At 70.6% G+C, this 21,491-nt stretch carries 23 protein-coding genes and 1 pseudogene; 11 read left to right on the top strand and 13 right to left on the bottom strand.

Annotation, left to right across the window (positions count from 1 at the left end; all coding sequences use genetic code 11):
* The first annotated feature begins 347 nt into the window (after window positions 1-347).
* On the top strand, window positions 348-2,051 hold the full coding sequence (locus ACIBSV_RS30990) for a cytochrome bc complex cytochrome b subunit (RefSeq protein ID WP_395868841.1): 1,704 nt from the start codon (window positions 348-350) through the stop codon (window positions 2,049-2,051).
* Window positions 2,052-2,074: 23 nt separating this feature from the next.
* On the top strand, window positions 2,075-2,773 hold the full coding sequence (locus tag ACIBSV_RS30985) for a hypothetical protein (RefSeq protein ID WP_395868839.1): 699 nt from the start codon (window positions 2,075-2,077) through the stop codon (window positions 2,771-2,773).
* A 204-nt stretch (window positions 2,774-2,977) separates the two neighbouring features.
* On the opposite strand, the gene ACIBSV_RS30980 is transcribed toward ACIBSV_RS30985, so the two are convergent.
* On the bottom strand, window positions 2,978-3,241 hold the full coding sequence (locus tag ACIBSV_RS30980) for a hypothetical protein (protein ID WP_395868885.1): 264 nt from the start codon (window positions 3,239-3,241) through the stop codon (window positions 2,978-2,980).
* Between ACIBSV_RS30980 and ACIBSV_RS30975 the strand changes: the two genes are divergently transcribed.
* Entirely contained in the window at window positions 3,210-3,602 is a 393-nt protein-coding gene (locus ACIBSV_RS30975) for an alpha/beta hydrolase fold domain-containing protein (protein WP_395868882.1), read from the top strand. The two genes, ACIBSV_RS30980 and ACIBSV_RS30975, sit on opposite strands and share 32 nt — an antisense overlap.
* Window positions 3,603-3,756: 154 nt before the next feature.
* Here ACIBSV_RS30975 and ACIBSV_RS30970 read toward each other — a convergent pair whose 3' ends face one another.
* The 5 genes from ACIBSV_RS30970 to ACIBSV_RS30950 all read right to left on the bottom strand — a co-directional run bounded on the left by ACIBSV_RS30970 (window position 3,757) and on the right by ACIBSV_RS30950 (window position 7,418).
* A complete protein-coding gene (locus ACIBSV_RS30970; RefSeq protein ID WP_395868837.1) occupies window positions 3,757-5,070 on the bottom strand; it encodes a PP2C family protein-serine/threonine phosphatase in 1,314 nt (437 codons plus the stop codon).
* A gap of 88 nt (window positions 5,071-5,158) precedes the next feature.
* Window positions 5,159-5,890, bottom strand: a complete 732-nt coding sequence (locus ACIBSV_RS30965; RefSeq protein ID WP_395868835.1) for an ANTAR domain-containing protein — start codon at window positions 5,888-5,890, stop codon at window positions 5,159-5,161.
* 45 nt (window positions 5,891-5,935) lie between these two features.
* Window positions 5,936-6,679, bottom strand: coding sequence for a GAF and ANTAR domain-containing protein (locus ACIBSV_RS30960; protein ID WP_395868833.1), 744 nt, complete (start codon window positions 6,677-6,679; stop codon window positions 5,936-5,938).
* 388 nt (window positions 6,680-7,067) lie between these two features.
* Window positions 7,068-7,223 carry a hypothetical protein gene (locus ACIBSV_RS30955; RefSeq protein ID WP_395868831.1) on the bottom strand — a complete coding sequence of 52 codons (156 nt, stop codon included), beginning with the start codon at window positions 7,221-7,223 and terminating at the stop codon, window positions 7,068-7,070.
* Window positions 7,224-7,238: 15 nt separating this feature from the next.
* The gene (locus ACIBSV_RS30950) at window positions 7,239-7,418 is read right to left on the bottom strand and encodes a hypothetical protein (RefSeq protein WP_395868830.1); all 180 of its coding nucleotides are present in this window, start codon (window positions 7,416-7,418) and stop codon (window positions 7,239-7,241) included.
* A gap of 32 nt (window positions 7,419-7,450) precedes the next feature.
* Between ACIBSV_RS30950 and ACIBSV_RS30945 the strand changes: the two are divergent.
* The 3 genes and pseudogenes from ACIBSV_RS30945 to ACIBSV_RS30935 all read left to right on the top strand — a co-directional run.
* A pseudogene (locus tag ACIBSV_RS30945) lies at window positions 7,451-7,798 on the top strand (glycoside hydrolase family 95-like protein); the annotation flags it as partial.
* Between the two features lie 124 nt (window positions 7,799-7,922).
* A complete protein-coding gene (locus ACIBSV_RS30940) occupies window positions 7,923-8,450 on the top strand; it encodes a nitroreductase family deazaflavin-dependent oxidoreductase (RefSeq protein ID WP_395868828.1) in 528 nt (175 codons plus the stop codon).
* 504 nt (window positions 8,451-8,954) lie between these two features.
* On the top strand, window positions 8,955-10,460 hold the full coding sequence (locus ACIBSV_RS30935) for an MFS transporter (RefSeq protein WP_395868826.1): 1,506 nt from the start codon (window positions 8,955-8,957) through the stop codon (window positions 10,458-10,460).
* A 388-nt stretch (window positions 10,461-10,848) separates the two neighbouring features.
* Here the strand turns inward: ACIBSV_RS30935 and ACIBSV_RS30930 are convergent, their stop codons facing one another.
* Entirely contained in the window at window positions 10,849-11,439 is a 591-nt protein-coding gene (locus ACIBSV_RS30930; protein WP_395868824.1) for an AAA family ATPase, read from the bottom strand.
* A gap of 601 nt (window positions 11,440-12,040) precedes the next feature.
* Here ACIBSV_RS30930 and ACIBSV_RS30925 point away from each other — a divergent pair.
* On the top strand, window positions 12,041-12,589 hold the full coding sequence (locus ACIBSV_RS30925) for an FHA domain-containing protein (protein WP_395868822.1): 549 nt from the start codon (window positions 12,041-12,043) through the stop codon (window positions 12,587-12,589).
* Between the two features lie 291 nt (window positions 12,590-12,880).
* On the opposite strand, the gene ACIBSV_RS30920 is transcribed toward ACIBSV_RS30925, so the two are convergent.
* Both ACIBSV_RS30920 and ACIBSV_RS30915 read right to left on the bottom strand, forming a co-directional pair.
* Window positions 12,881-13,807, bottom strand: a complete 927-nt coding sequence (locus tag ACIBSV_RS30920; protein WP_395868820.1) for an NADP-dependent oxidoreductase — start codon at window positions 13,805-13,807, stop codon at window positions 12,881-12,883.
* Window positions 13,808-13,990: 183 nt separating this feature from the next.
* On the bottom strand, window positions 13,991-14,884 hold the full coding sequence (locus tag ACIBSV_RS30915; protein WP_395868818.1) for an NADP-dependent oxidoreductase: 894 nt from the start codon (window positions 14,882-14,884) through the stop codon (window positions 13,991-13,993).
* Window positions 14,885-14,955: 71 nt separating this feature from the next.
* Between ACIBSV_RS30915 and ACIBSV_RS30910 the strand changes: the two genes are divergently transcribed.
* The 3 genes from ACIBSV_RS30910 to ACIBSV_RS30900 all read left to right on the top strand — a co-directional run bounded on the left by ACIBSV_RS30910 (window position 14,956) and on the right by ACIBSV_RS30900 (window position 16,794).
* The gene (locus ACIBSV_RS30910) at window positions 14,956-15,525 is read left to right on the top strand and encodes a TetR/AcrR family transcriptional regulator (RefSeq protein WP_395868816.1); all 570 of its coding nucleotides are present in this window, start codon (window positions 14,956-14,958) and stop codon (window positions 15,523-15,525) included.
* A 382-nt stretch (window positions 15,526-15,907) separates the two neighbouring features.
* Window positions 15,908-16,372 (top strand): hypothetical protein, encoded by a 465-nt coding sequence (locus tag ACIBSV_RS30905; protein ID WP_395868880.1) that lies wholly within the window; start codon window positions 15,908-15,910, stop codon window positions 16,370-16,372.
* Complete coding sequence (locus ACIBSV_RS30900; protein ID WP_395868814.1) at window positions 16,369-16,794, top strand: hypothetical protein; 426 nt, start codon at window positions 16,369-16,371, stop codon at window positions 16,792-16,794. Before ACIBSV_RS30905 ends, ACIBSV_RS30900 begins: the two co-directional genes overlap by 4 nt.
* A 343-nt stretch (window positions 16,795-17,137) precedes the next feature.
* Here ACIBSV_RS30900 and ACIBSV_RS30895 read toward each other — a convergent pair whose 3' ends face one another.
* Window positions 17,138-18,466, bottom strand: coding sequence for a cation:proton antiporter (locus tag ACIBSV_RS30895; RefSeq protein WP_395868812.1), 1,329 nt, complete (start codon window positions 18,464-18,466; stop codon window positions 17,138-17,140).
* Between ACIBSV_RS30895 and ACIBSV_RS30890 the strand changes: the two genes are divergently transcribed.
* A complete protein-coding gene (locus ACIBSV_RS30890) occupies window positions 18,456-18,632 on the top strand; it encodes a hypothetical protein (RefSeq protein WP_395868810.1) in 177 nt (58 codons plus the stop codon). The genes ACIBSV_RS30895 and ACIBSV_RS30890 overlap by 11 nt on opposite strands.
* 201 nt (window positions 18,633-18,833) lie before the next feature.
* Here ACIBSV_RS30890 and ACIBSV_RS30885 read toward each other — a convergent pair whose 3' ends face one another.
* From ACIBSV_RS30885 to ACIBSV_RS30875, 3 genes are all read right to left on the bottom strand, one after another.
* Window positions 18,834-19,079 carry a hypothetical protein gene (locus ACIBSV_RS30885; RefSeq protein WP_395868808.1) on the bottom strand — a complete coding sequence of 82 codons (246 nt, stop codon included), beginning with the start codon at window positions 19,077-19,079 and terminating at the stop codon, window positions 18,834-18,836.
* Window positions 19,080-19,214: 135 nt separating this feature from the next.
* Window positions 19,215-20,285 carry a hypothetical protein gene (locus tag ACIBSV_RS30880; protein ID WP_395868806.1) on the bottom strand — a complete coding sequence of 357 codons (1,071 nt, stop codon included), beginning with the start codon at window positions 20,283-20,285 and terminating at the stop codon, window positions 19,215-19,217.
* A gap of 297 nt (window positions 20,286-20,582) precedes the next feature.
* Entirely contained in the window at window positions 20,583-21,320 is a 738-nt protein-coding gene (locus ACIBSV_RS30875; RefSeq protein ID WP_395868804.1) for a phosphotransferase family protein, read from the bottom strand.
* Between the last annotated feature and the right edge of the window lie 171 nt (window positions 21,321-21,491).

The following is a 21,491-nucleotide window of genomic DNA, read 5'->3' as shown; positions in this document are numbered from 1 at the left end:
ATCTCGTCCGCCGCGACCGTCGGGCGAATCACCCGACGGCGCGGTCACTCAACGCGACCGCTTGCGCACCGCGCGGCCGTCCGGCCCGACTCCGCCGGGCCGCATCGCGTCGACGACGGACCACTCCGTGTCCCTCTTGCGCCGCGGGCGCGGGCCGCGCGTCCCTTCCCTGCCTCCGAATCCACGATCGGTGGCGCACGTCACACGACGGCGCTGTCACAGGCACCGGAACGGCGGTGTCTCAAGGGGCAGCAAGGCGCGGGCGAAAGATCCACATCGCGCGCGACACACGAGGGAGGACGACGTCATGTCCCGAGAGCGCGGGAGACGGGAGAGGTAGACCTCGCATGAGTGCCGAAAAATCGACGATCAACGTCGGCAAGAACGGCGAAGCCGCCCACGGTTCCATTCCGGACAACAGGGCCGTGCGCGCCGCCGATGCCCTCGACGCGAGACTGGGTCTGTACCGCGGCGGCGGCAAGTACATCCGAAAAGTCTTCCCGGACCACTGGTCCTTCATGCTGGGGGAGGTCGCGCTCTACAGCTTCGTCACGTTGCTGTTGTCCGGCGTGTTCCTGACGTTCTTCTTCCAGCCGAGCGCGCAGGAGGTCGTCTACGACGGCTCCTACATGCCGTTGCAGGGCGTGCACATGTCGCAGGCGTACGCCTCGACCCTGGACATCAGCTTCGACGTCCGCGGCGGCCTGATGGTCCGTCAGATCCATCACTGGGCCGCGCTGGTCTTCATCGCGGCGTTGTTCGTGCACATGTTCCGGCACTTCTTCACCGGTTCGTTCCGCAAACCGCGCGACGTCAACTGGCTGTTCGGCTTCCTCCTGCTGGTGCTGGCGATGCTCAACGGCTTCGCCGGCTACTCGCTGCCGGACGATCTGCTCTCCGGTACGGGACTGCGCGTCGCGGACGGCGTCGTTCTGGCGATCCCCGTGGTCGGCACCTATCTCCAGTTCTTCCTCTTCGGCGGTGAGTTCCCCGGCGACGACGCCATCCCACGGCTGTTCACGTTGCACGTGCTGCTGGTGCCCGCCCTCATGGTGGCGCTGGTGACCATCCACCTCATCCTCGTCTTCTACCACAAGCACACCCAGTTCCCCGGTCCCGGACGTACCGAAGGCAACGTCGTGGGGCAGCCGTTCATGCCGGTCTACGTCGCCAAGGCAGGCGGCTTCTTCTTCATCGTCTTCGGCGTCATGGCGCTGCTCGGCGGCCTGGTCCAGATCAACCCCATCTGGTCGTACGGGCCGTACAACCCGGGGCAGATCACCGCGGGATCCCAACCCGACTGGTACATCGGGTTCCTCGAGGGTGCCCTGCGCATCATGCCGAACTGGGAATGGACCGCGTGGGGCCACACGGTCAGTTTCAACATTTTGATTCCCGCCGTCATCGTCCCCGGCGTGCTCTTCGTCCTCCTGGGTGCGTACCCCTGGATCGAAGCGTGGATCACCGGCGACAAACGTGAACACCATCTGTTGGACCGGCCGCGGAACATGCCGGTCCGTACCGGGCTCGGCGCCGCCTGGATCGCCGCCTATGGCGTGCTGTGGGTGTGCGGCAGCAACGACATCATCGCCACACACTTCCATCTGTCTATCAACACGATCACCTGGACGGGACGGATCGCCTTCTTCGTCGCACCAGTGCTCACGTACAACGTCACCGTTCGCTGGTGCAAGGGCCTGCAACGCCGCGACCGCGACAAGGTCCTGCACGGACGCGAGACCGGTGTCATCAAGAAGCTCCCGCACGGCGAGTTCATCGAGATCCACGAGCCGCTGGACGCCGCAGCGCGACACGTCCTCACCGCCCACGAACAGTACGAGCCCATCGAACTCGATCCGCCCGCGGACGAGAACGGCGTGATCCGCCGGGCGAAACCGACCCAGCGGCTGCGCGCGCGCCTGTCCCACTGGTACTTCGCGGATCAGATCCGCAAGCCATCAGCCGCGCAGGGCCTGGCCGGAGTCGGTGCGCCGCACGGCCACGGAGAGATTTCCGCCGAGCACGGGTCCGGGTCCGGGTCCGACCAGTGACCCCGGAACCTGGAGAAACCCGCATGCGCCCGACGCCACAGCTCGCCCGTCCACGCGACGATGTGCCCGCCCACCGTCCGAATTCCGACCTGCTGCTGATCCGGGCCGTGCACGACGCGCTGCGCCGAGACCTGCACCGTCTCGTCATCCGGTCGCTCACGTGTCCTCCGGTGGTCTCGCCGGGCTGGAACAGGTTCCTGCGCCACCTGACCACCACTCTCGACGCCGATGCCGCCGTGCTCTGGCCCGTTCTTCGCAAGCGGCAGCTTCCCGGCCCCCACCACGAGCTCGTCGCCGCCGAAATGGAGCGCCGGCGTCGCCGTATCACCCTGCTCGCGGCGACCGTCGACGACTGCCTGACCGGTCGTGGGCCGGCGAGCCGCACGGCCGAATACATGGCCGACCTGGACACGGCACTGACGGGTTACCTCGACTACGAGCAGGCAGTCGTCCTGCCGCTCGCCGCGAACGTCATCACCGCAGGCGAGTGGGCGGACCTGGACGCCGCCCAACGCCACCCCCTCGGAGTCACCAGCGGAGTGGCGCTGTGCGCCTGGCTCATCGACGACATGCCGCCCGACCGACAGCAGGCAATCCGCAAGCTGTTCCCTCCCGCGGTGCGGCTGGCTCACCGGTGGGTCGGAGACCGTCACAGGCGCCGCACTCGCCTGGCAGGACTTCGTTACGCGTCGTCCGACGTGCCCGACGGGAGCATGTTGTAGGCGCGGACATGCGGCGGATTCGGGCCTGCGGGCGGGGCGGAGTTCGCGGCGGGTGTGTGTTCTCGTCGGTGCGGCGTGGAACGGGCCCTCACCTCGTACTGCGGCATCTCCTCGATCCCGCCGGGCCACGGACACCGCTGGATTCCACCGAAACCAGTCGGTCGATACCGTCGGCCCGTTGCGCCCGCGGCTGTTGACGCGGGGTCAGCCGGCCGGGGGACGGGCCGGTGTGGTCCGCGGGTGAGCGACCCGGGCGCGATGACGGGCCCGTTGCATCCGGCGCTCCTCCGCCGCGGCGAGCACCGTGGCCCCGGCCTCCGCCCCGGCGTCGAACGGTGCCGGGGAGAAGCGGCCGTCGCAGGCCCGCACGTGCCGTTCCCAGTCGTCCTGCCAGAACTCCACCGTCCAGCCCGGCCACAGCTTCGGTACCTCGTTCCTGCACGGCGGCGCCTGGTGGCTGGGAATCATCGAGCACTTCGACCCCGGATGCGGCAACCTCGCCGCCCTCGCGGACTGCGTGGTGGTCTCCGCGGACTACCGACTGGCGCCCGAATACCCGTACCCCGTCCCGCTGGAGGACGCCATCGCGGCATGGTTGTGGCTGCGCGAGCACGCGACGGCGCTGGGCGTCGATCCGACCAGGATGTCGATCGGCGGCGGCAGGCGGTCCGCTTGTGCCGCGCCCCGTCGCACCGCGTGGGCAGGTGGGCGATCAGCTCGGTGGCGACACCCGGCGTCGGTGGTCGGGCGGCAGCATCGACTCGTTGAGCGCGGGGTCCCCTCCCGTGATGGTGAGTTTCTCGATTCTCGCGGGGCGGGACGTCGATGAGACCGGCCACCAAAGCCGTTGCGGTCGACGGTGACGCGGTACACGCACCCGATCCGGCCGTCCCGCGTGGCCATGCCTGTCGGACACGGTGTCGACCTCCGGTGCCGCGCGATGTGTCCGACGTGGTGCGGGACCGTGCGGGGGACGGTTCACGTCACAGGGGTGGGGCGCGGAGGAGCATGAGGGCGGTGTCGTCGGAGGCGTGGCCTCTGGCGTGGTCGGCGACCGCGCGGGAGAGGTGGTTCACCGTCGCGGTGGCGTCCAGGCCACGGGTGGCGCCGAGGGTTGCGGCGAGGCGTTGTTCGCCGAACATGGGGTGTCCGCGTCCGGCGCGGGCTTCGGTGATGCCGTCGGTGTACAGGAGCAGCGCGTCGCCGTGGGCGAGTCGGAAGCGGGTCTCGGTCAGGCGGACGTCGTTGATGAAGGCGCCGACGAGGGTGCCGGGGCAGTGGACTTCCTCGACGCCTCCGTCGGCGCGGCGGATGAGCGGGGGCGGGTGGCCCGCGCTGGAGAGACGACCGCTGATGCCGTCGGGACCCGGGCGCAGGAGGGCGAGGGCGGCGCTGAGGAAGCGGTCGTCGGTGCGTTGCTCGACCAGGGCTTGGTGCAGGCGGTGCAGGACCTTGGCGGGGGCGGGGTGTTGGGTGGCCTCGGTGCGGATCGTGTAGTGGGCCAGTGCGGTGATCTTGGCGGCTTCGATGCCTTTGCCGCAGACGTCGCCCATGACTGCGCACCAGTCGTTGCCGCGGGTGTGGAAGAGGTCGTAGAAGTCGCCGACGACATCGGTGCCGGTGACGTCGGCGGCCAGGTATATCGCGGCGACGTCCAGGCCCGTGACGGTGGGCAGGCGTGGTGGCAGGAGGTTGTCCTGGAGGGTTCGGGCGAGTGCGGCGGAGGCGCGGCCGGCGTCGCGTTCCCGGGTGAGGGCCTGGCGCAGGGCGATCTCGGAGGAGGCCGCGCGGGCCACGGTCTGCAGTGCCTGGAGTTGGGTGGTGGTGAAGGGGCGCGGATGAGTGTCTACGACGTAGAAGCCGCCGAGGACGTGTCCTTCGGTGGAGAAGAGGGGGTAGCCCGCCCAGGCTCCGATCCGCGCCGCGGACAGGACCTCGAAGCCGTCGACGCGGGGCGCGTAGCGGGCGTCCTCGGCGATCAGGGGTGCGCGGGTGGTGATCAACAGGTGGCAGGGGCTGTCCGCGAGCCGGTTCTCGCGGGCGGCGGCGTCGGGGTCGATGCCGATCGCGCTCTTCCAGAACGCGCGCTCGGAGTCGGCGACGGTGAGGAACGCCGCGCGGGCGCCGGTGATGGTCAGGGCCAGGCGGGCGAGATCGTCGAAGAACTCCTCCGGCAGGCTGTCGAGCAGGCCGCCCGCGGTCACCGCCGCGAGTCGCTCCGGATCGGACACGGCGGCCGACGGTTGCGCGGTGATGTTCGAGGTGGTCGGGTCTCGGGTCGTTTCGATGGGCGTCATGTCGTCCTCTTGGGATGGATCCGAGTCGGGTCCGAAGGTTCGCGGCGGGGCTTTGGGGTTTCGGGCGTGCCGGGAGGGCTTCCTGTGGTCAGGGGCGGCCGGCTCTCGTGTCGTCGTCGTCCTCGGTGTGGAAGCGCAGTCGGCGGTCGAGGACGGCTCGGGCGGTCTCCAAGAGGGGCGTGTCGTGGCCGAAGGCGTACGCGCGCAGTCGCACCAGGGCTTGGGCGGGCGTGATGCCCAGTTGTGCGCTGACCATGCCGGTGGCTTGGTGGACCTCGGCGAAGTGCAGGCCCTGGCCCTCGGCGAGCAGCGCGGTGGGGGCGTCGGGGTGCGCGGCGGCGCCGATCAGGAGAGAGCCCAGGGATCCGGCCAGGATGAACGCGTCGGTGAGTTGACCGGGGTTCATCGGGCCGGACGCGGCGCGGTGACCGGTGAGTACGCCCAGGACGATCACTCCCACCCGTAGGGGGAAGGCGAAGACCGCGTGCACGCCGAGGTCCATGATGGCGGGGAGCAGTCCGGGCCAGCGGGTCGGCGAGATCGTGGAGAGTTCGGCGGCGAGGAAGAGTGTGCCGCGGGCTGCGTCGGTGCTGGGTCCTTGGCCCTGGGTGAGTTGCAGGTCCTCCAGCGGCGCGGTCAAGTTGCCGCAGGATTGCAGGAGTTCGGGGGGTGGGCCGGTGGGGGCGAGGAGGAAGGCCAGTCCGTCCAGGCCGAGGGAGTCGGCGCACTCGGGCAGGGGGAGCGGGCCCAGGCCGGGGCCCGCTCGGGCCTGTTGGCCGAGCAGGTATCGGGCCATCGCGCGCTGTGGCACCGAGGTCATCGCGGATCCCGCTGCCTGGTGGCGGTGGCACCACCCGGCGGTGTGTCAGGCACCGGGACCGAGCAGGGCGGCCGGATCCGCGGTGCCGTCCAGGATCGCCCGGGCGACGTCGGTGAGTCGGACGCCGTGGGCGTGGGCGTGGTCGCGCAGCAGCCGGAACGCCTGGTCGACCCCGATGCCGCGGTGGTGGGCGAGGAAGCCGTTGGCCTGCTCCACCACGATCCGGCTGTCCAGGGTGGCCTGCAATTGGGTGGCCACGGTCATCTGCTCGTGTACGGCCCGGTGTTGCAGCACGCCGATGGTGGCGGTGTCGGCCAGGGCCTGTCCCAGGCGCAGTTGCGCCTGATCGAGTGGGCCGGAGCGGTCCCGGAAGAGGTTGAGGGCGCCGATCGTGGTCTCGTGCAGGCGCAGCGGGGCGGCGACCACGGAGGTGAAGCCCATGGCCAGCGCGTGCGGGGTGAAGCGTGGCCATCGTTCTCGTGCCCTGTGGGTGTCCAGCGCGACGTCGGAGACCGGGGCGCCGGTGTGGCAGCAGTCCCGGCACGGCCCTTCGTCCCACTCGATGCTCGCCAACTCCAGGCCGCGGGTGCGTTCATCGGACGCGGCGGCTTCCACGACCCGGCCCTCGGGCGTGGCCAGCATGACCCCGGCCGCCGCCACGTCCAGCAGTTCGACGCAGTGCTCGGCGAGGGTGTGCAGAAAGTTGATGACGTCGAAATCCCGCACCAGCGTGTCCGCGAGATCCACGAACGCCGCCGCCAGTAGTTCCTCACGCGGTCGAACGGACACCACAGCCTCGGTTCCCCACGGTCCGTGGTCGACCTGAAGAGAATCGGCCCGGTATGGATTCACTGGTCAGTATCGTCCGGATCGCCTCTCGCGTCCACGGCACCTCTTCGCGCTCGGGTCGCGTTCGCCCGCGCGCACGCGAAGGTTGCCGATGCGCGACCGGCGCGCGACCGGCTCGGGCGTTGATCCGTGGGTCGGTTCGGGAAACGTCCTTGCTCGGTCTCGGCGCGGGCGACGTCGTGCCGACCCCCGGTGGTGTGTCACGGTCGACGTGAGCGCCCGAAGCCGCTCGCGAACTCGCGTCCGTGGAGATCGACTTCGACGGTCAGGGTGGCGGATGTCCGGCCCGCCGGGGTCGACGATGCCGTAGGTGGTGCACGCCGGGAGGTCAGCGGTTCGTACCGGTGGGCTCGCCGAGGGCCGCGCGCACCCAGTCGTGGGCGCTTCCGGGATCGAGAGCGGCGAGAAAGTCCGTGAGCGTGCCGTCCCACCTGCGTCGTGCACGGTCGGCGGCTGCTGCCGCGACCGTCTGCCGCGTGTCCACGCGGTCGGTTTGTTTTCAAGACGGCGGCTCGCGCTTCACGCGGCGGTGGTGGGGGCGGCGGTCCTCGACCGGCAGGCAGTGGAACTCGGGGCGAGTTGCGGCCCGGATGACGTCGGCCACCTCGTCCATTCGCAGATCCATGATGATCGGAGCCGTGGCCGGAAAGGTCGGCTTCACCAGTACCAACGGCTGCATCCTCGCGTTCCGCGCGGCCCGGTCTCGTCGAACTCCTGCCGGCCGTTCCCGCCGCCTGGCAGGCGTCCGGCAGTGTCGAGGGCGTCGGGGTACGCGGCGGGTTCACCGTGGACTTCGCCTGGACCGCCGGCGTGGTCACCACGCTCAGCCTGCACCGTACGGCCGGGGCGGACACCCCCGTTCGAGTCGGGTGCCTGGGAGTGGGACGTCCGGCTCGCCCCGGGAGGATCCGTCACCCTCACCCCAGAGGTTCCTCCGGCGGTTTTCGGCAGGCTCACGGTGAACCGCGACCGCACGCTGCCATCAAGGTCCTGCGCAACTTCACCCAGCGGGTGGAGCTTTGGCCCGGGAGCGAGAGACCGTCCTCGTACCGAGGTTGATCGACCCGATCGGCGCGCGCCCCGTCAGGCCCCTGCGGGCGAGGCCGCCGGTCCGGGCGCGTCGGGGGCTCGATCGATTCCTTGACATCCGTCACCGCGCTCCGTAGCTTCTCAATGTCTTTGCTTGCAAAGCAAAGGCTTTCTCCTGTCGATGCTAGCCGAGAGGCATCCCATGTCGGAGCAACACCCGGGACCAGCGGATTTCAACGCACACGTCATCGCGGAGTTCCGCGCCAACGGTGGTCGGGTGGGCGGAATGTTCGAGGGCGCGTCTCTCGTCCTGCTCACCACGGTCGGCGCGCGCACCGGCCGCCCGCGCACCAACCCCGTGGTACGGGCATCCGATGGCGACCGGACCTTGATCTTCGCGTCGAACGCGGGCGGTCCAAACCATCCCGACTGGTATCACAATCTGCTCGCGTGGCCACAGGTCGCCGTCGAGGTGGGCATCGACGACGCGGGGCGTGCCGTCGTCGAGACCTACGCCGCAGAGGCGATACCCCTTGCGGGCGCCGAACGCGACCGCCTCTTCGCGGCCCAGTGCGACCGCGATCCGGCCTTCGCGGTCTATCAGGCCGGAACGTCGCGGGTGATCCCGGTGGTGGAGCTCCGCCGGATCGAGACTGCGGCAACCGATGAGGACAGAGCGTAAAGGCTTCTTGGGCGGGCCGTCCGCCGACCGGGCTCTCCCGAGCCGATCGGGCCGGCGACGTCCCGGTCCGGGTTCGTTGCCGTAACGCTTCGCGGATCGACTGCCTCGCGCCGGGTCGAGCCAGGGCACCGAACGCCGTGGCCCCCCTTCGACAACGGATGAGGACACGGGCCGGCGCCGGGCCGCGGCGATGATCCGCGCCCAGCCTCCCGGGACGCAGATTGCGAAACCACCGATCGGCCGATGCCCCCGCAGCGTCGGCCGATCGACGATGCGCCGGCGCGGCCCCGGCCGCAACAACCCAGGGCAGGCGGCCTCCGCAGGACTGGGCCGACTGCTCGGCCCTGAGCCTGAGAGCCGCGGCGCCACTCCGAAACCTGCTGTACCGGCGACACGAAGGCCCGCGAGACCGGGCGGTCTTGACGTGCCTTCCCGCGCCGAAGCGACCTTGCGTACAACGCGATGTGTGTCGAACGACGGCACGCCGAAATCAGGGAGCCCCCCATGCCCAGCTCCACGCAGGATCCGAGCTCCACGCAGGATCCGAGCACGAGACACGAGGACCCGGTGGCGGATCCGCGCTACAGCCCGCGTCGATGGGCCGCGCTCGTCGTGACGCTGGCCGCCGTGTTGATGGACATGATCGACGCGACCGTGCTCAACGTGGCACTGCCGTCGTTGCGCGACGACCTGGGCGCCTCGTCGGCACAGGTGGAGTGGGCGATCGCCGGATACACCCTCGCGTTCGCCGCCGCCATGATCACCGGGGGCCGGCTCGGCGACATGTACGGGCGCCGTCGGGTGTATCTCGCCGGGCTCGGGAGCTTCGTCGCCACCTCCGCTTTGGCGGCCTCGGCCACCGGACCGCAGATGTTGATCGCGGCGCGCGTACTCCAAGGCGTGGCCGCGGCCTTGATGGTGCCGCAGGTCCTTGCCATGCTCCAGGTCGAGTTCCCCAAGTCCGAGCATGCCAAGGCGATGTCGATGTACGGCATGTGCTTCGCCCTCGGCGGTCTCGGGGGCCCGCTGCTGGGCGGAGTACTGCTCGACGCCGACCTGTTCGGCCTCGGCTGGCGACCGATCTTCCTCGTCAACATCCCGATCGGCATCGCGGCGTTCATCGGCGCCGTCGTACTCACCCGGGAATCCCGCTCCGAGCAGGCACTGTCCGCGGACGTACGCGGCACCGCCATCGCCACGGCGGGCCTGCTCGCCCTGCTCTACCCCTTGGTCGAGGGGCGCCCGTTGGGATGGCCGCTGTGGATCCTGACGGTAACGGCCGCCTGCCCCCTCCTGTTGTGGCTGTTCGTCCGACACGAGCGGATCCTTGCTCGCCGCGGGGGATCGCCTCTGGTGGATCCGGCCCTGTTCCGTCACCGCAGCGTAATCGGCGGACTCTCGGTGGCCGTGCTCTTCTTCTGCGGGACCGCGTACACGTTGGTGCTCACGGTGCACCTCCAGACCGCCGCCGGATACTCCCCACTGCGCACCGCGCAGTCGATGATCCCCTTCACCATCGGGGTCGGTATCGGCTCGGGCTTCGCACCACGACTGATGCCGCTGGGCCGCACGGTGGTGATCCTCGGCGCGCTGGTCATGGCGGCCGGAATGGCGCTGATCGTGCTCTGCGTCGATCGGTACGGCACCGGCATCGCGCCCTGGCAGTTGATCCCCGGCCTGGTCGTTGCCGGGCTCGGCATGGCCATGGTCGCCGGCACGCTGCTCACCATCGTTCTGGCGAAGGTGCCCGAGGCCGAGGCCGGCGCTGCGTCCGCGCTGATCAACACCTCGATTCAGGTCGGTGTGGCGGCAGGCGTCGCGCTGATCGGGACCGTCTACTTCGGCCGGCTCGAAGGCGGACACGACGGGGTGGAATCCGCTGTGATCGGGATGGGCGTGGTGATCGGGCTCTATCTCCTGGCCGCGGTCCTGGCGCTGGTTCTTCCGCCGGGGGCGGTCCGGAGAACGCCCGCTCCTGCCTCGCGTGTTCATCAGGGGAGTGATGCCTGACGGGTCGGTGTCACCGCGGTGGCGGCGCTGTCGCAGCGGCAGCCAACGCCGGGTATTTTCCCAGGAGTTGGGAGCGCGGGCGAGATCGGTGGGTGCCGGCTGCGCTGAAGTCGTCGGGCCGGCTCCGGTAGTCCGTCCGCAACGCTCGCGACCCCGCCAACGCCGCTGCGGCCCTGCGCAACCGGACCCTCGACCGGCACAAGAAACGCGTCGGCAGCGGCGTGCCCGCCGCGCACGTCGCGATCACCACGTGGATCGGCCGCGAAGGGTCAGCGCCCGGGGGAGTACTGCCGCACTCGTCAGCGGGGGAGGACGTCCTCGTCGAGGAACCGGCCGCCCCGCCCCGCCGCGCAGCGTGTTGAAGTCGTATTCGTATTCGTAGGGAGCGTCAGTGTGCCCGCGTGCGTTCGCGTGGCTCATCGTCGTGGATCGTTGCGTGGGCGAATGCCGCGATGTCGGGCAAGGTCGGCTGGTAACCGTGTGAGGTGTCCACGGTCAGGGTGGGGACGTCCAAGGAGATCGACACGAAGGATTCGAGAGCGTGCTCTCCGGCGGCGATGGCGTCGAGCAGGGCCTGGTCGCCATGGGCGGCCCGGTGGACGTCTTCCTTGGCGCGGCGGACGATGCGGTCGTGGGCGACATCGGCCTCGGTCGCGCAGCGGATCACGCGGAGGTGCGCAAGGCCGGTGAGCGGTTCGAGGTTCGGCCGCCAGAGCCGGTCCTGGTAGGCCGCTTCGGCGACGAGCGTGACGCCGGCGTTCAGGAGCACCTTGACCGCTCCGAAGAAGGCGTCGAGCGTCGGGCGGTTGAGGGGGTCGTCGCCGCCACTCCTGTGGCCCGGGTGGGACATGACCATGCCCTGCTTGATCTCGTCGCGGATGATGGCGGGACATCCGAGAGTGCGGGCGAGTTCGTGCGCAAGAGTGGTCTTCCCGCTTCCGGGACCACCGCTCACGACGACCAGCGTCGGTGTGCTCATCGCGTGTTCTCGCAGGTCGGCATGGCGCTCCCGGTTGTGGCGTCGTCCCGTCGGGACGGGGATGGGTGGGCACGGTTTCCTTCCCGGGCCGGAGCGGGATGAATCCGGGCTCGCGAGACAGTTTGGCCGAGCCCTGGTCGACCGTCCGTCGTGCGAAGGCCACCCGGCTCGGCCCGCCGTTCAGGCACGCCGCCGCGGACGGCCCGTGGACGCGGCCACAGGTGCCGAACGGCCCGGCGCTCCGGGGGACATGCCGCTGCCGTCCTGTCCTGTGCCGTGCCGTACCCGGGCCGGGGGCGGGGGCGGCGTTCGGATCCGCCGCCGGGCTGATCGCGCTCGTCCTTTCCCCGGTGAGTCGACTCCGTGGCCTGCCCTCGGCACCGGAGGAACCCGTCACGGCGGCAGGGGGAGAACCCGTCTCGGGCCGCAGGGGATGGGCAGGGCGCAGGATGAAACGGAGCAAGAGTGTGATTGCCGGACCGGGCGCGGGTGTTCGTCTTACTATCCGGCCGCCACCACCGGCTGGACGGTCCGAGGTTTGCGACAGGGTTGCGACACGCGGGTATGGACACGGTCGTCGAGCGCCGGCGAAAATCTCCCCATGTCGTCGCGTGAGTTCCAGCTGATCCGATTGTCGGAGGCCGAGCGAGAACGCGCGTTGGGCGTGCTGCGCGACGGCGCCGGATCGGGGCGGCTGTCACACGAAACGTTCATGCACCGCATGCTGATCGTGCTCAATGCCCGCAACCGCGTCGAAGTCGACGAGATGATCGCGGATTTGCCCGCGGACGACCCGTGGTTGCGGAGACTGCTGCGCCGCGCGGCGACGCGGCTGAACGCCCTCGTGTCCGGGGCGCCGCGGGTCTCCCGCACGGTGGAGACGCGCGCGCCCGGACTGCGACTGCCGGATCCGGGTTCGGCTGCCATGCAGATCGGACGCAGCCACCGCGCCGATCTTCGCCTCGCGCACGATTCCGTCTCGCGCAGGCATGCGCGATTGTGTGTACGGGACGACGGTTGGGTCCTGGAGGACCTGGGTTCGATGAACGGTACGCACGTCAACGGGCTGCGCATCATGGGCCCGGTGTCCGTGCGGCCGGGTGATCATGTGCAGTTCGGAGTCGTGAGCTACCGTCTGTCGGCCGGATAGCGAACTACCGGGGATTACCGCCGGCTGATCCACGGGCGCGGAGGCCGCGACGACACCGAGTCGCTCGACCGATGACGCGTCCAGGCCGACAACGTCTCGCGCTCGCCTGCGTCAACACGAGCGCGTCGTGCGGTGTCCGTGCGGGTGGTTTCCCACCGATCGCCTCGTCGTCGGGTCCGGTGAGCCGGACCATGCCGACAGGTCCCGGCCGGGAGAGGAACTTCGTGGGCCGACGGTCGGGACCCGGTCGCCAGGCGGTAGGGAGCGAGTGCGACCGGGCCCAACGGCTGTTCAGGGCACGGTGATGACGATCTTGCCGCGCGCGTGGCCGGTGGCGCTGACGTCGTGGGCCGTGGCGGCCTCCTTCAGCGGGAACACCGCGTGCAGCGGGACGGTGAGGCGGCCGCGGTCGGCGAGATCGGCCGCCAGTGGCAGCCCTGCCCAGCCCGGCGACTCCCCTGCTTCGGAGCGGGAGAAGCGCACGCCGTGTCGGTCGGCGTCGAAGTCCGCGATGGTCACCACGCGGTGCGGGTCGCCGGTGATGGCCACCAGATCGGCAAGAGAGCCCTTACCGGCCGCGTCCAGAACCACGTCGATGCCGCGCGGAGCCAGGGGGGCAAGGCGATCGGCCAGCCCCGCCCCGTAGGTGACCGGTACGACGCCGAGTCGGTCGAGGAAGCCGTGGTTGCCTTCGCTCGCGGTGCCGATCACGGTGAGGCCGCGGGCCTGGGCGAGTTGCGCGGTGAGGGTGCCGACGCCTCCGGCGGCACCCTCGATCAGCAGGGTCATGCCCTCCGCGGCTTCCAGCGCCTCCAGTACGCGCGTGGCGGTGTCGATGTTGCCCGCGGCGCCGCCCGCTTCCTCGAAAGACCACGACCTGGGCTTCGGCGCCCATGCTTCCAGCACGGCGTACTGGGCCGCGGCGCCTCCTTTGTCCACGAAGGGGACGAGGCCGAAGACCTCGTCGCCCACGGCGGTGCCGGTCACTCCCTCTCCCACCTCGTCGACCATTCCGGCCGCATCCATGCCGGGGATGTGGGGGAAGTCCAGGCCGGCGATGTCCCGCAGCATCCCTGAACGCAGGTACCAGTCAACCGGGGTGACGCCGGTGGCACGGACCTCGATACGGACCTGACCGGGCCCGGCATGCGGCTCTTCGACCTCCTCCAGGCACAGGACCTCGGAACCGCCGTAGCGGTGGTATTGCACCGCAAACACGGGCAACCTCCTTATGAATAGCGGTCGTTCGGCAGGAGAGCCGCCGGCCGCCCACTTCTGCGGCACTGTCGCCTCCCGCTTGGGAGTGGGGTGTGGGCGACGTCGGCGGAGCCGTATCGCTGGGGCGCTCTCCGGGATGAGGCCGGGCAGCTTGCCGGGCCGTGCTACCGGGCGGGAAACGGCTCAGACGACGATGACCCGGCGCCCCCGACTGTGACCGGTTCGGCTGTCGATGTGCGCCGCCGCTGCCTCGGCGAGCGTGTACGACTTCTCGACCGGAATATGGAGCCTTCCCCGCGAGATGAGGTCGATGGCCTCGGCGAGCGCGTCCGGCACGCTCCCGGCGACGCCGGAGAATCGCACGCCGAACTCCGGCGCGTCGAGGTCGGCGATGGAGATCACCTTTTGCGGGTCCCCGATCAGCTCGACCAGCTCGCGGATCACGCCCGAGCCGGACAGATCGAGGGCTGCGTCGGCACGGCCGAGCTGCCGCACCCGCTCGACCCAGCCCTCGCCGTACGTCGTGGCGAGGGCGCCCAGGCCGCGCAGATAGTCCTGGTTCGCGGCCCCGGCCGTGCCGATCACCGTGATGCCGCGGTCCCGGGCGATCTGTAGCACCGCCGAGCCGACTCCCCCGGACGCGCCGCAGGCCAGCAGCGTCTGCCCGGGCTGCACGCCGACCTCGCGGATGATGCGCAGCGCGGTCTCCACCACGGAGGGGTACCCGGCGGCCTCTTCGAACGTGAGGCCCTCGGGCATCCGCGCCCAGGCCGACAACACGGCGAACTCGGCGTAGGTGCTGGAGCCTTCGCCGAACACGTGGTCGCCGACCTCGACTCCTTCGACGCCCTCGCCGACCTCGTCCACGACGCCGGAGGCGTCCAGCCCGACGCCGGAGGGCAACACGGTCGGATGGGCGCCGAGGATCTGCCCTTCACGGATCCGCCAGTCGACGGGGTTGACGCCCGCCGCCCGTACGGCGATGCGTATGCGGCCGGGGCCCGCGTGGGGCTCCTCGGCGTCGATGAGTTGCAGTACGTCCGGACCGCCGAACTCGGCGAAGCTCACTTTCTTCATGCGGCCGACCGTAGCACTAACGGTTATGGTTTTGAAACTGTTACTCCTTTGGATTTGATAGTGTCAGCGGCATGACCGTGCCGACCGGACGCCGCGAACGCAAGAAGGCCGCCACCCGCCAGAAGATCGCCGACACCGCCCTGCGGCTCTTCCTGGAACGCGGATACGACGCGGTGGGCATCCGCGATGTGGCCGCCGAGGCGGACGTGGCCGTCACCACGCTCTTCTCCCACTTCGCCTCCAAAGAGGCCCTGGTGTTCGAGCAGGACGACAACTTCGAACAACGCCTCACGCAGGCGGTCACCAACCGCGCACCGCACGAACCGCTCATCCCCGCACTGCGCCGCGAGATCCGGGCCATGGTCCGGCACTGCACGGGTGCCGGCACCGCCCCGATCTACCGCATGATCGACGAGTCACGTGCCCTGCGGGAGTACGAGGAGTCGATGCGCTTGCGCCATGCGGACTCGCTGGCCACGGCCCTCGCCGCCGATCCCGACCTGTCACAGAGCACGACGGCCTGCCGAACGATCGCGAGGTTCGTGGTCGACGCCTATTCGCTGGCCCGGGAGGCGGCCGACCCGCAGGCCGCCGTGGACGAGATCTTCCGGATGATCGAGGCGGCCTGGGAGGTCACCTGACCTCCTGCGTGCAGCCCAAGGGTCGCCGACGGCCGCGGTCGAGGGCGTGCGTCCTCGTCATCGGAGTCCGGGGAGGAAGCGGTGACTGAGGAGGCCGAATCCGGCGATGGACGATCGTCTCGCGTTCGGCGCGTATCGCCCGCCCCGAAAGGATCGCCGCCCACACCGACGCGGGAGAACGATGCAGACGAACGGGGGACCGCGCCGCCGGGCCGGCGTCGGCCGCGAGCCGCACGGGTGATGTTCGCCCACGCCGCGGTGGAGGCCGGTCGGGTACCCGCGGTTGTCGCCGCCGGACGCGGGGCGGCCCCGGCGCCCGAGCCCCGGCCGCGTGGGTGGCCGACGACGGTTTGTGAATGCGGCGCGCGGGCAACGGGTGGACATGTTTTCAGGGATCCTGCGGGGTGCCGCTGCGGGCGCGGCCGGCACGACCGCCCTCGATGCGGTCACCTACGCCGACATGGCCGGCCGGGCGCGCCCGGCCAGTGAGACGCCACAGCGCACGATCGCCACCATCGCGCGCCGAATCGGGCACCCCGTCGAAGGCGACTCCGACACGCGCGTGAACCGATTGACCGGGCTCGGTGCGCTGTCGGGCATCGTGACCGGCGTCGGCGTCGGCGCCGCTTTCGGCCTGCTGCGCGGCATCGGCCTACGACCGCCGATCTGGGCGGGTTCGCTGCTCGTGGGCGCCGTCGCGATGATCGCCGCCAACGGCCCGATGGCCGGGCTGCGGGTGTCGGACCCGCGTGCGTGGTCGAGGACCGACTGGCTCGCCGATATCGTGCCGCACGTCGCGTACGGCTTCACGACATACGCGGCGCTCGCGATGATGGACTCCAAGTGAGTGCCCTCGTACGGGCCTTCCTGGTGGGCGCGGCCAGCGGCGGCCGAAGCCAGGCCGGGGTCACGGCCGTTCGCTTGACCACCCGCGGCGCGGGCAGGCTTTCCCGGCTCGCGGTCGGCTCGGCCGCGATCGGCGAACTCGTCGCGGACAAGCGCTCCGACGCCCCGTCGCGACTGAGCCTGCCGGGCCTGGCTCCGCGTGTTTTGCTGGGAGCGACGGCTGCCGCGATGTTGGCCCGTCGTACGCGCGGTGGGGTGACTCTCGCGGCCCTCGTGGGAGCGGGTGCCTCGGTGGGCGGCGCCGTCCTGGGCGCAGCATGGCGCGAAGCGGCCACGAATACCGGAATTCCCGCACTGCCGGCGGCGGTCGGCGAGGACGTCCTGTGCTACGCCCTCGCGTTCACGGCGTGCGCCGGCTCGTAACGGCCCCATCCGAGGGCAGCCATCCGAAGAGCGAGCACCGGACCCCGCACCAGCACCGGCGGAAACCCCGGCGGCGCGGACCCGGGCGCGCCGATCGCGCGGCGTACCCGCGAGGTGGCCACCGGCGCGCGGCCGGGCGTGCCGGTGGAAGGCGTGCTCGGGGGGAGTACGGCACCGTGATGTCGTGCGCCGACCACCGCGCGCCGGCCGACAGCGTGATCACATCGCCGCTGTTCACCGCGGCGGACGCCCCCGAACCGACCCGGACGGCCGTATTGTCGCCGTGTGCAACGGCACCGGGGGCTCCGGGCCCCGTGGTGTCGTCCCCCGCAGTCGGGTTCACCTACTCGGCGGGCTCGGGGGCTTGGTGGGAGCCGGCACCTGGACCGGTGGGAGCCGAATCGGTTGGGGTGGACGCGAACGGGATGTCCGCGTCGGTCGGAACCCGGTTGTCGAACCAGGTCATGACCGGAGAAGCGGTGATCCCGTGCGTGACGACGGAGATGACCACGACCAGGCCGGTGGTGGCCCAGATCAGGTCCGCCCGGGCGAACTCCGCTTCGGCAAGCGCGTACGACACGTAGTAGAACGAGCCGATGCCGCGGATGCCGAAGAACGCGATCACGCCCCGCTCGGATCGGGCCAGTGAGGATCCCGCGAGGGCGACCAGGCCGGTCACCGGGCGGACGACGAAGACCACGGCCGCCGCGAGGGCCACCGCCTGCCACGTGAGTGGCCCGAGCAGACCGCCGACGATCGCGCCGCCGAACAGCAGGAGGATGCCGACGGTGAGCAGGCGTTCGATCTGTTCGATGAAATCGTGCAGCACGGTGTGGTAGCCGCTCGCCCGCTCGGAGGCCCGGATCGTGCACGCGCACACGAACACCGCGACGAAGCCGTAGCCGCCCGCGACCTCGGTGACGCCATAGGAAAGGAACGTCGCGGCAAGCGCGACGAAGCCTTCCGCGTGCTCGGCCAGCCGCAGCGACCGAGCGCGCGGACGGAAGCTCAGGCGGCCGATGAGCCAACCGGTACCCAGGCCGAGAGCGAGCCCGGCGGTGAGCTTGTACGCCACGTCGACTGCCAGCCAGTGGCCCATCCAGGCGCCCGGAGCCGCGCCTACCGTGGCCATGGCGATGGCCGCGTAGACGAACGGGAAGGCGAGTCCGTCGTTGAGCCCTGCCTCGGAGGTGAGTGTGAAGCGCACGTCGTCCTCGGAATCCTCCTCTTCACTGGGCTCGCCCACTTGCACGTCCGAGGCCAGCACGGGATCGGTGGGCGCGAGTGCGGCGCCGATCAGCAGGGCTCCGGCCGGGGCCAGGCCCAGGGCCCACCAGCCGAGCAGCGCGATGGACAGGATCCCCAACGGCATGGCGATCAGCAGCAGACGCCCCGTCGACGACCACCGGTTCCGGCCGAACGGTCGATCGAGTTTGAGGCCCGCGCCCATCAGCGCCACGACCACGCCGAGCTCGGTGACGTGCGCGGTCAGGGTCGGATCCGCCAAGGGGTCCGGATCCGGCAGCGGCGAAGGCACCACGAATACGAGCATTCCGAGCAGGAGAAAGGCGATCGGCAGGGACAGCGGGCGCCGCGCCACGAGCCGGGGCATCACCCCGGCCAAGAGCGCTCCGATACCTATGACCGCATACGACAAATCCATGGGATCCATCGCCGGCACCTACCCCGAACGCGAACACACGCACGTACGCGCCTATGTACGGCTCGGTTCGCGTGCGTGGTCGCCGGGGCGAACCGGTATGTACGGCAGGGGGATGCTGCCGCGCCGAGCCAGGGCGTGGGCGTTGTCGGGGTCGGAGCGCAGCACCCACGCATAGCCTCGGTCGGCCTCGGCGAACCGGCCGCCTTGAAGTGCAGATCGGAGTCGGCGAGGGTGTTCCGCGGGAGCGGGAGCGGGGGCTGTGCGTCGGCCGCGCCGGCCGGAGCCGCACCGAGTACCGGCACCGCCGCGGCGGTGCCGGCGATCAGGCCGGCCCCAACGCAGGAACGCGTGGCGTCGCGGAGGCGTGCGGGCTGTGTTAGGCGTCGGCGATCTGCGCGGACCAGCCGTCCTCGAGTTCGGCGCCGTCCACGGTGATGGCCTCGACCGTTCTGGTGACCGGATCGATGTCGGCTTGTACGTCGTCACCCGCGTAGCGTGGATGGCCGGTTGCTCCCTTCTCTCCGGTGGCACGGACCGTCGCCGACCGCACGGCCGGCCCCCGGGCCGTCGGCGGCATGTCCTGCACGTTGTACGGATAGATCAGCACCTCGAAGGTCTCCATCCCGCGCGTGTACCCGGACCCGCGACGTCGACGCATGCCGAGCCCGACGACCGGCACGGCCCGGATGAGGCCGCCCGCGTGCGCCGACCACACCCCCGCCGACGCTGCGTGGACGGACCCACCGACGCCCACCGGTCAGATTTTCGGCAACTTCCCGACCACTGCGGCGGCGAGTTCGACGGCGGTGTCGCAGAGGCTCTCCTTGAGGCGTGGCCCCGACACCTTGAGCTCGACCACCTCGGCGACGGGAAGCTCGCGAACGTTCACGTACGTTCGGTGTTCCACCTTGACGACGCAGTAGGCGTCGTCCCCGTCCCCGGGGCTCACGAAAGCCTTTCTGTCGCCCAGTCGCCTCGGCAGGCCGTCTTGCGCGGTCAGTGGCACGTTCTGGTCGAACCGGACCTCGACACCGCCGTTGTCGACGGTGCTGCGCCGGCGGCAGCTCCAGTTCGCGAATCCGGCGTCCGGCTCCGAGGGGTCGATGCCCGAAACCGAGTCCAGGGTGGCGGGATCGAGCATCGCGCAGGCGTCGAGTCGGGCCAGCGACTCCTTGGCCGATGCGGAGGGGCGCCTCGGGATCGAGCCGCGTTCCATGACGGGGATCGCGCGGGCGGTGGTGATGTCGGCCATCGCGCACAGGTCGGCCGGACGGGATCCCAACTGCTTGGCGACGATCGCGAGTTGTCTGTCCGCCCCCAGACGCACGAGCTGCGTGCACTCGCGCTTGCCGCTGTTGGGTTCCAGGACGACGGTGAAACCGCCGACTCGTCGGGTGTGCGTGTTGGACCCGAGTTCCTGGCCCCCGGCGGAGAAGTCGACCTTGACGTCGGCGATCCGGCCGGCGTCGGGAGCATCGACGAGAAGATCGCATCTGTCGAACCCGCCGTAGGCGGGGTCCAGGACGACCGTGCCGTAGGCGGACAACGAGGTCGGCTCGAGGAGCGCGCAGGGGTCTGCCGAGCGAGGGTCGCCGATGGCGTTCGGTTCCGGCCGCGACGGTGACGCCGGCGTCATGATCGAGGAGACCACCCCGATCACCATCGCCACCACCGCCGCGCCCAGAACCGACAGGATCGGGCCGCGCCGGCGCAGGAACCACTCCCTCGGTCCCCGCCCCGGCGATCGCACGGACGCGGCGGGGTCTTCCGGGTGGTCGACCGGCAACGAGCACACGATCGGTGTCCCGTCGTCGACGGTGACCGTCACCGAGCGGGCGTCGCCGGCAGCCGAGCCGGCACCTCCACTTGGCCCACCGGGGTCACCCGCGGATGCGGTCGAACGCTCCGGCCCGAACTCGGGGTGGAACGCCTCGACACGGTTGTGTGCGACCGGGCCCGGTCGGCCGGCTTTCGAGGAGCCGGCGACGAACGTTGGGACGATCCCTCGGTGTTCGCCGCCGCGGGTCGCGGTCTCGACGATGCCGCGCGGGTTGGGGTCGTCCGGGGCGAGGGCCGTGATTCCGCGCCGGGTCATGTCGGCGGTAGCGGTCGGCCTCGCGCAGCTTCACATCCGGGATCTCAGCACGTCGACCTCGCAGCCCGGCGCGGACGGGTCGAAGCCGTGCTCGACCAGCCAGCGGATCGCGAGCAGGCTTCGCAGCGACCACCACGCGCGGATCACGTCGAGGTCGACGTCGGTGCCGTAGCCGGCGACGACGTCGCCGAGGTGCTCCTCGTGTCCGAGCGTCAGGGTGGCGAGGTCGTACAGGGCATCGCCCCGGCTCGCCTCGGACCAGTCGATGACGCCGGTGATCTCGTCACCGTCGACGAAGACGTGGGCGACCTGCAGGTCGCCGTGCGTGAACACCGGTGTCCACGGCCGGAGCGCGGCCTCGGCGACCCGGCGGTTGCGCGTGACCAGGTCGGCGGGAAGGACGCCGTTGGTGAGGAGCCACTCGCATTCGCGGTCGAGGTGCGACGCGATTTCCTCGAGGCTGCGACCGGGCCATGGCGGCAGCGGCGCGTCGTGCAGCATCCGTACGGCGGCACCCGCCGCGACCCACGCCGCGGACGACGCGGTCGACGGCTCGCCGAGGCGGCCCAGTGCCGTTCCCGGGACCGCGGCGAGCGCGAGCACGGGCGGCTTGCGCCACAGGACTTCGGGGGTCCGTATCGGCGCCGCAGCCATCGCCTCGACCTCGACGTCGGTGCGCGTGCGATCCGCGTCGATCTTCAGGAACACGTCGCCGACGCGCAGGGTCGCGCGCTCGTGATGGGCCACGACGACCTCGACCTCGTCCATGTCGACCATTGTCGCGGCGGGGGTACGACCGGGATGCGTTCGCGCGTGTTCGACGGCGAGGAGGCGGTCGAGCCGGTGGCCGGCCGGAACCGGAAGGGCGGCGGTGCTCCAAGCGGTGGGTGGCCGCCCGGCGCCGTGCAACGGTACGAGCGCGGGACTTTCGCCACCGTG

The sequence above is a fragment of the Embleya sp. NPDC050154 genome, assembly GCF_044460165.1.
GTDB lineage: Bacteria > Actinomycetota > Actinomycetes > Streptomycetales > Streptomycetaceae > Embleya.
This window is presented reverse-complemented; position numbering and strand designations above follow the sequence as displayed.